The following is an 8,087-nucleotide window of genomic DNA, read 5'->3' as shown; positions in this document are numbered from 1 at the left end:
GACACCCTCATCGCCGAACTCAAGGCCGAGGTGTCCCGGGAGATCAGCCCGATCGCCAAGCCCCGCCAGATCACCATCGTCCCCGAACTCCCCAAGACGAGGTCGGGCAAGATCATGCGGCGCCTGCTCAAGGACATCGCCGAGGGCCGCGACCTCGGCGACACCTCCACCCTCGTCGACCCCAAGGTCTTCGACGCCATCCGCCGACCCCAATAGCCGACTCCGCAACCGAAAGATCGAGACGAGATGGACATGCACGAGAGGGACATGCTGGCCTTCGCACGGACCTGGCACCCCTACGGCGGCAACGACGAACAGATACTGCCCGAATTCGGCATCACCGCGGCCACGTTCTATCAACGAGTGCTATCACTTTGCAGTCGCCCACTGACCCACGGAGTGGACGAAGACGAGTGTCTGGCAATGCGTGCTTTCTGCGTGGAAAAGCTGAGAGAGTGCGGCTACCCGGTGACACCGTGGAGAGCAAACCGGTCTGTTCGGCGTATCTGAGGTGAGGCGGCGATCAAGACATCGGACTTTGTTTTGCTAGAGTGCGCTGGCGAACGAAGACGACAAGGTCAGATCACACCGTAGTCGAAACTATACCTGCGTCGGGACCAATACTCGGTCAGTCGATTTCGGTGCAGTCGAGGATGGCGAGCAGGTCGGCGAGGAGTTTGTCGGCTTCGTCTGCGATGCCGTCGAGAATGTCGGTGACGTCGTCGAGGTGGGCGTGAGCGTTGCGGCGGGCGGCGATACCGCGGTCGTAGTAGCCCTGATCCAGCTCGACATCATCGACCACGACCGGGACCGGGACCGGGACCGGGGCGTCCTCGCCTGACTTCGTCGGGGGCTGCCAGGCCGGGGGCTGCTTGTGTACTGGTGCTTGTCCGGCCAGGTGCGCCCGGACCAGGACGGCAACGGAATGCCCGGTCAACGGAGTCGGGTCGTAGGGGGTGTGGCCCCACCGATCGATGGGTGTGAACAGTGGTTGGTCGTCGCGGCGCGCACCCTCAGCGAACGCCGAGAGGCTCGCACCCTTGTCGAGACGACCGGCGAGGAATTGGGTGCTCGGATACCGGTCCAGGAACCCGAGAACCTCCACCCAATTCGTATACACAGCAACAGGTTCGACATCGGATTTGGCGGTGACCCGCACCCAACCCTCCCCCGCCCGCACCACCAGCTCATCGTGTTCGGTGGTGACGTCGGTGCGGCGCAGCCGTGCGATCTCCTCGAACCCCAGACCGGCGGCGGCCAGAGTGAGGAGGAGGGCGTCGCGGCGACCGAACAATCCGCCCGGCCACCCGGTGACCGGGATCCGTGGCACCACCTGCGCCACCCGCTCCCCGACCCGGGTCAGCCGGTCCGCACGATTGGTGCTGAGGAGCTGCCGGATCGTCTCCGTCCGGCCCGGCGCCGGCAACCCGGCCCCGGTGTGAACGGTATTGATCGCGGCGACCCGGCGGCGTTGCGTCCCGTCGGCAGCTGGGTGGTCGGCGAGGAACTCCGCCACCACCGACGGGTGCGCGGGCAACGCCCGGTGCTCGCACGCTGTGCACCAGTCGACGAACAGCGCCCAGTCGTACCTATACCGACGCGGCACCACCACCACCGGATTCGGACTGTTACCAACCGATGGGGTGATGGTGGCGGAGTCGACGTACACGCTCAAAGGCCGATCTCAGTGACCGCGTTTCCGACCAGGGGCGCGTGTTCGCGGGCGTAGAGCTCGACCATCGCGGGGGTGGCATGTCCGGTCTGGCGCATGATGGCGTGTGCGTCGGCGCCGTTGCGGAACGCTTGGGTGACGAACCCGGCCCGCAGCGAGTGCGCACCCAACTGGGCGACGACGTTGTCGTCGTATCCGGCCGCGGCGGCGCGGCGGCGGATCGCCGCGTGCACCGACGCCCCCGACAGCGCGGTGTCGGAGAGGTTGCCGTTCTTGGCGATCGCCCGGAACAACGGCACCCTCGCCCGCATCCGCGGCAACCCCGATCGGCAGACATGACCCCCGAACGGTGAGGCGGTGCGCAGCAACCGGATCACCCCCGGGCGGGCGGCAACGTCGTATGCGGCGACGACCTGCGCCCACCGCACATACGCGCACGGCGGGCAACTGGCGTGATGGGTGGTGAACGGCAACGCCCGCACCGTCCCGACACCATCCTGGTCGGTCTTCGACCGCCGCAACCGCACATGCACCCCGTCGAGCCGGTGCACGGTCACGTCCCCGCAGTGCAGGGCGACGAGTTCGCTGCGCCGGAAGGCCCCGGCGAATCCCATCAGCAACAAGGCACTGTCGCGGCGTTCGTGCGCCTCGGCGGCCCAGCCGGTAACAGCCTGCCGGGCGGATCGAACGATGGTGACGATGTCGTCGACCAGCAACGGGGCCCGGGGATTGCGGGGCCGGTCGCCGTTGGTGGCGTAGGTGCGGCGAATCCCGGACATAGTGGAGACCACCAGGGCCTCGGTGCACGGGTTCCGCAGGTTCGCGGTGCGGTGGTAGTGCCCGATCACCGACACCCACCGGCTCAGCGTCGACGGTAAGTACGCCTTCTCCCCCACCTCGGTGAGGGTGTCGGCGGCGTCGACCAGATACGCGGCCACCGTAGCCGGGTGCGCCGGCAACGCTGCATGCCCGTGGGTGTGGCACCAGCGGCGGAAGCGGCGCCAGTCCGAGGTGTAGACGCGGCGGGTGCCCGCCGATTGTGACGCCTCGAACGCCCCGGCGATCTGCGCCACCACCTGCTCCGACAGCTCCGGAACCGCACCCCACCCACCGTCGGCCGGACTCAACCCTGCAGGCGTGCCGGCGGTTCCCTCGATCGTCACACCGGGAATCTACCCACGGTCACCGACACCACCGGTGACACGCAGGTCAGTGCCGGGAGCGGAACTGCTCGTCGGTGTGCATCGCCAGCACGGCAGCGAACGCGGTACTCAGCAAACCCAGCAGAAGCAGCACATTCATCGCGTTCCCCCTCGTTGTGGTGTCAGCGCGGCCCTGTCTGGGCGCTCGGTCGGCGGTCGTCGGCGAACATGGCCTCGATCCGCGCCTTGATCTCCGCGGTGCTCATCGCACTGCTGCTGCGCCGCACGGGCGGCCGCGAGGTGATCGACGACGCCGGAATCATCGAGGCTGTGGTCATGCGCGCCCTACCTTCCATCGTGTCCGCGGTTCCGGTGCACCCGGTTGGTGTGCACCCCCGTCACAGTGATGTGACCCGTTTCACATTTTCTGTAGTGATGGTTGTACATCACCCACTGCGGCAACGCCAACCCTCCCCTGCCGCAGCACGGTTGGCCTCCGTGCTGACTCCGGAGCTGCGGCGTGGTCGACAGTCGGCCGCGACCGTTCGATCACCTGCTGCTCACCGCCCACGAAGAAGCAGGCCGCAGAACGGGGGCCGGGACGCCATTCAGAATCCACGCACCAGGCATCAGACACCGTGGGGTGTCAGCCGCCAGCCCCGATGGGCGGCAACGGATCCGGAGGCCGCGCCGACGACCGCGCTGACGATCAGGCCGGCGGCGAGAAACGGGATGGGATTCACCGATTCCATCAATGATCAATTCTCGACAGTCGGGCAGCTACCGGGCCTCCGAGCCTGATCACCCCGGGCGCCAGGGATCGGAGGGAGTCGATATTTGCGCGCGCCCTGAAGGGCGTCAGCATTAAATGCCTTTTTGTACGTACAGTACGTATGGGCTAGACGATATGGACCGTATGGTGTAACGTCCGTCACAGCGCTGGTGAAGCCCGACGGTCGGGCACAGGTTCGGCGCAGAAGCAAGGAGAGCGACATGCGCGCGGTTGTGCTCGACGGACGAGGAAACCACGAACTGGTGGACAACCCGGTGCCCGTTGCCCAGGTCGGCGAGGTCGTCATCGAGCCGGCGGCGGTCGGCGTCTGCGGGACGGATCTGCACCTGGTGATCGGCGACTACCCGACCGGCCGGTTCCCGGTGGTGCCCGGCCACGAATTCGCAGGCCGGATCGTCGGGGTCGGGCCTGGCGTGGAGAATTTCACGGTCGGTCAGCATGTCGCGGTGGACCCGAACGTGGCGTGCGGCACGTGCGCGGACTGTGCGGCGGGTGTCCCGAACCTCTGTGACTACCTGGTGCCGATCGGGGTCACCTCGGACGGGGCGTGCGCCGAGTTGGTGAGTGTGCCGACGAAGGTGGTCTACGCGCTTCCCGAGGGGATGAGCATGGCGGCCGGTGCGCTGATCGAGCCGCTCTCGTGTGTGCTGCACGGTCTCGGGCGGTCCCCGTCGCTGGCAGATCGCCGGATCACGGTGTTCGGCGCCGGGTCGATCGGATTGCTGGCGGTCGTCGTCGCCCGCGCCGCCGGGGCGCGCACCGTCCACGTCGTCGAGCCCAGCCCGGCTCGGCGGAAGGCCGCCCTCGATCTCGGCGCCGATGCCGCGTTCGCCCCGGACGAGAACCTGCCCGCTCGTAGCGCCGATGTCGCGCTCGAGGCCAGCGGGCACCCGGCCGCGGTCTCTGCCGCCATCGAGCTGCTCGACAAACGCGGAACCCTGCTGCAGATGGGTGTGGTCAGCTCGGAGAAGACGATCCCGCTGCGGCCCTACGACCTGTTCGACCGCGAGTTGACCCTGGTCGGGTCGCAGTCGGTGGCGAACTCCTTCGCCGACGCCGTCGCCATGATGCCGGCCATCGCCGAGACCGCCGAAAAGCTTGTCACGCACACGTTCTCACTCGCCGAATACGGCGACGCCATCGCCGCCGCGCACAGCGACTCGGCCCTTAAAGTCCACATCCTGCCCCACTCCTGATCGGAAAACTTCGATGCAACACCAGATTTCCGAAGGCAGATTCGCCTCGTTCATCGAACGGATCGGCCTTCCCCCGACGTTGTTCCTCGGCTTCGTGGGCCTGCTGTTCTTCATGATCGGCGACGGTGTCGAGTCCGGCTACATCGCCCCGTACCTCGCCGACAACGGCGCCGGCAGCGACTCGCGTGCCGCGATCATCATCACCGTGTACGGGCTGATGGTGACCCTGGGCTCGTGGCTGTCCGGCGCGCTGTCGGAAACCTGGGGGCCGCGCCGGGTGATGTGGCTCGGTCTGGCGATCTGGGGCGTGTTCGAGGTGCTGTTCCTCGCCGTCGCCCTGGGCACCGAGAACTATGTGCTGATGCTGATCTGCTACGGCATCCGCGGTCTGGGATACCCGCTGTTCGCGTACGGGTTCCTAGTGTGGGTGCTCGCCGCGAGCCCGGCCCGTCGGCTCGGTTCGGCCGTCGGCTGGTTCTACTTCGCCTTCACCGGCGGCCTGCCCACCCTGGGTTCGCTGCTCGCCAGCGGCACCGAGCCGATCATCGGCGAGTACGCCACCTTGTGGCTGTCGATGGGCATCGTCATCGCCGGCGGCCTGCTGGCCCTGATCGGGCTGCGCGGCGCCACCGGCGGTGATCGGCTGGCCCCGCACTCGACCACCACCGGGCAGAGCCTGGTCGCGAGCATTGCGATCGCCTTCCAGAACCCCCGTGTCGGCCTCGGCTGCGTCATCCGGATCATCAACACCGCACCACAGTTCGGGTTTCTGGTGTTCTTGCCGACGATCTTCTCCGACGACCTCGGCTTCGGTACCAGCGGCTGGCTGCGTCTGGTGTTCATCGTCGGCGCGTCCAACATCTTCGCGAACCTGATCTTCGGGATCGTCAGCGACAAGATCGGCTGGCATCGCACCCTGCGGATCTTCGGCTGCCTCGGCTGCGCGGTCTCGAGCCTGCTGCTGTACTTCCTGCCGCAGACCTTCGGCGCCTACTGGGTGGCCGCATTGTGCGCCGCACTGTTCGGCATCACCCTGGCCGGTTTCACCCCGATCTCGGTGCTGATGTCGCTGATGGCCCCGGAGAAGAAGGGCAACGCGATCGCCGTGCTCAACCTCGGCGCCGGTGCCGCCACGTTCGTCGGCCCGCTGATCGTCGCGATCTTCCTCGACCTGATCGGTGCCGGCGGTGTGACCATCATCTTCGCCGCCCTCTACCTGGTCGCCGCCCTGTCCGTGCACTGGCTGACCCTGCCGCCGGAGTCGCAGGAGATCGTCGAGAAGGGCCTGAGCCTGAGCGATATCGACGTCGAAACCCACCACGTGGTCGACCACCACCGCGACAACAACCACGACGACGCGGTGGCCCGGGACGGCAGCCGGTAACAACTCCGGCCGCACTGTCCCCCCAGACAGCCGGGCCGCCTCCGCCCAGGGGGCGGCCCGGCATTCCACCACACACCCCGCCCGAGACGGTCACGCGCACCACGCCGGACCGGATCGCGCACCGAAAATTCTCAATTCCCGAAGGAGCCCGCCGCGATGAAACGGCAGATCATCAACGATCCAGGCGCCGCTGTCACAGAGGCACTCGAAGGCATGCAGCTGTGCTACCCGGACCTGGTGTCCTACGACACCGACCGCGAGCTGATCCTGCGCGCCACCCCGGCCCGCGACAAGGTCGGCCTCGTCTCCGGCGGCGGCTCCGGCCACGAACCGCTGCACGCCGGATTCGTCGGCCGCGGCATGCTCGACGTCGCCGTCCCCGGGGCGGTCTTCGCCAGCCCCACCGCCCTTCAAGTTCATGAGGGCACCCTGGCCGCCGACAGCGGCCGCGGAGTCCTGCAGATCGTCAAGAACTACACCGGCGACATCCTGAACTTCACCATCGCCGGCGAACTGGCGGGCGATCACGCCGTCGACACCGAAATGGTGGTGGTCGACGACGACCTCGCCACCGACACCAACGACGACGGCGACGGCCCGGGCCGCCGCGGCACCGCCGCGGTGGTCGCGGTGGAGAAGATCGCCGGGGCCCGCGCCGAACTCGGCGGCTCGCTGTCCGAGGTGGCCGACGCCGCCCGCCGCGTCGCCCGCACCTCCCGCACGATGAGCCTGGCCCTGCAGGCGGGCACCCACCCCGGCCAGGACCGCCCGGCCTTCGACCTCGGCCCGGACGAGGTCGAACTCGGCGTCGGCATCCACGGTGAACGCGGCATCGACCGTGTGCGCTTCGCCTCCGCGGACGAGCTCGCCGAGTTGCTGATCAAACCACTGGTCGAGGACCTCGGTCTCGGACGCGGCTCGGGAGTGCTGGCGATCGTCAACGGACTCGGCAGTGCCTACCCCTTGGAGCTGTCGATCGCCGCCCGCAGTGTGCACCAGTTGCTGAGTGCCCGCGGGATCACCGTGGCCCGCACCCTCGTCGGCACCTACGTGACCTCGCTCGACATGCACGGCTTCTCGGTCACCCTCGTCCCCGCCGACCCCGATCTGTTGAAGCTGTGGGACGCCCCGGTGCGGACCCCCGCACTGAGCTGGTAAGGAGCCCACCACATGAACTCGACGACCACGACCGCACTGCCCACGACCTTCGCGCCCCGCTGGGTGAACGGGATGCTGACCACGGTGCTCGGCACCACCTCGGCCGGTGGTGGTGCCGCCACCGCCCTCGGCGAACTCGACCGCCAGGCCGGGGACGGCGACTTCGGCACCAACCTCACCTCCGCATTCACCCGGGTGCAGGACGAAATCCAGAAGACGTCACCGCAGACGTTCACCGCCTGGCTGACGGCGGTCTCGCGCGGGTTCCTCGGCACCGGCGGCACCAGCGGCCCGCTGTTCGGGATGTTCTTCCGCGACATCGCCCGCTGCTCGACCGGGGATGCTCCGACCCTCGCCGAGCTCGCCGACGGACTGGGCAACGCGGTAGCGACCGTGCAGCGGTACGGCAAGGCGCAGGTCGGTCACAAGACCATGGTCGACGCCCTCGTGCCGGCCACGCAGAAGCTGAGCGAGCAGGCGGCCGCCGGCGTGGACCCCGCGCTCGCGCTGACCGCCGCGGCCGAGGCCGCGCAGGGCGGTGCCCTGACCACCCGGGACATCGTGGCCCGCCGCGGCCGGGCGTCCTACGTCGGCGAGGTCGCCCGCGGCGTCCTCGACCCCGGCGCGGTCGCCGTGGCCCTGATGATCCAGTGCGCCGCCGCCGCGGCGGCCGGGCACGACGGACCCGTCGACACCGCCTGGACCCGCTGAGCCACCGCTCCCGCCGCCCGGCCTCGAACCC

The 8,087-nt window shown here is 68.5% G+C and carries 9 protein-coding genes and 1 pseudogene; 6 read left to right on the top strand and 4 right to left on the bottom strand.

Annotated features, from left to right (window positions below; translation table 11 throughout):
- Both ACFTZB_RS39850 and ACFTZB_RS39845 read left to right on the top strand, forming a co-directional pair.
- Window positions 1-216: pseudogene (locus ACFTZB_RS39850) on the top strand (acetyl-coenzyme A synthetase); the annotation flags it as partial.
- Window positions 217-246: 30 nt separating this feature from the next.
- The gene (locus tag ACFTZB_RS39845; protein WP_378440582.1) at window positions 247-510 is read left to right on the top strand and encodes a DUF3263 domain-containing protein; all 264 of its coding nucleotides are present in this window, start codon (window positions 247-249) and stop codon (window positions 508-510) included.
- Between the two features lie 118 nt (window positions 511-628).
- Here ACFTZB_RS39845 and ACFTZB_RS39840 read toward each other — a convergent pair whose 3' ends face one another.
- The 4 genes from ACFTZB_RS39840 to ACFTZB_RS39825 all read right to left on the bottom strand — a co-directional run bounded on the left by ACFTZB_RS39840 (window position 629) and on the right by ACFTZB_RS39825 (window position 3,566).
- Window positions 629-1,606 carry a hypothetical protein gene (locus tag ACFTZB_RS39840; RefSeq protein ID WP_378440580.1) on the bottom strand — a complete coding sequence of 326 codons (978 nt, stop codon included), beginning with the start codon at window positions 1,604-1,606 and terminating at the stop codon, window positions 629-631.
- A 65-nt stretch (window positions 1,607-1,671) separates the two neighbouring features.
- Entirely contained in the window at window positions 1,672-2,829 is a 1,158-nt protein-coding gene (locus tag ACFTZB_RS39835; protein ID WP_378440584.1) for a site-specific integrase, read from the bottom strand.
- 167 nt (window positions 2,830-2,996) lie between these two features.
- Window positions 2,997-3,152, bottom strand: a complete 156-nt coding sequence (locus ACFTZB_RS39830) for a hypothetical protein (RefSeq protein ID WP_378440578.1) — start codon at window positions 3,150-3,152, stop codon at window positions 2,997-2,999.
- Between the two features lie 291 nt (window positions 3,153-3,443).
- Window positions 3,444-3,566 (bottom strand): hypothetical protein, encoded by a 123-nt coding sequence (locus tag ACFTZB_RS39825; protein WP_378440576.1) that lies wholly within the window; start codon window positions 3,564-3,566, stop codon window positions 3,444-3,446.
- A 241-nt stretch (window positions 3,567-3,807) separates the two neighbouring features.
- Between ACFTZB_RS39825 and ACFTZB_RS39820 the strand changes: the two genes are divergently transcribed.
- From ACFTZB_RS39820 to dhaL, 4 genes are all read left to right on the top strand, one after another.
- Window positions 3,808-4,803 carry an alcohol dehydrogenase catalytic domain-containing protein gene (locus tag ACFTZB_RS39820; RefSeq protein ID WP_378440574.1) on the top strand — a complete coding sequence of 332 codons (996 nt, stop codon included), beginning with the start codon at window positions 3,808-3,810 and terminating at the stop codon, window positions 4,801-4,803.
- Between the two features lie 13 nt (window positions 4,804-4,816).
- Entirely contained in the window at window positions 4,817-6,187 is a 1,371-nt protein-coding gene (locus ACFTZB_RS39815) for an MFS transporter (RefSeq protein WP_378440572.1), read from the top strand.
- A 156-nt stretch (window positions 6,188-6,343) separates the two neighbouring features.
- Window positions 6,344-7,345: a dihydroxyacetone kinase subunit DhaK gene (locus tag ACFTZB_RS39810; RefSeq protein ID WP_378440570.1), complete on the top strand. Its 1,002-nt coding sequence runs from the start codon at window positions 6,344-6,346 to the stop codon at window positions 7,343-7,345.
- A gap of 12 nt (window positions 7,346-7,357) precedes the next feature.
- Window positions 7,358-8,056, top strand: a complete 699-nt coding sequence (dhaL, locus tag ACFTZB_RS39805) for a dihydroxyacetone kinase subunit DhaL (RefSeq protein ID WP_378440568.1) — start codon at window positions 7,358-7,360, stop codon at window positions 8,054-8,056.
- Window positions 8,057-8,087 lie beyond the last annotated feature (31 nt).

It is taken from the genome of Rhodococcus sp. NPDC057014 (genome assembly GCF_042673295.1).
Lineage (GTDB): Bacteria > Actinomycetota > Actinomycetes > Mycobacteriales > Mycobacteriaceae > Rhodococcus_F.
Note: the sequence above shows the minus strand (reverse complement) of the source record. Positions and strands in the feature narration are given on the sequence as shown.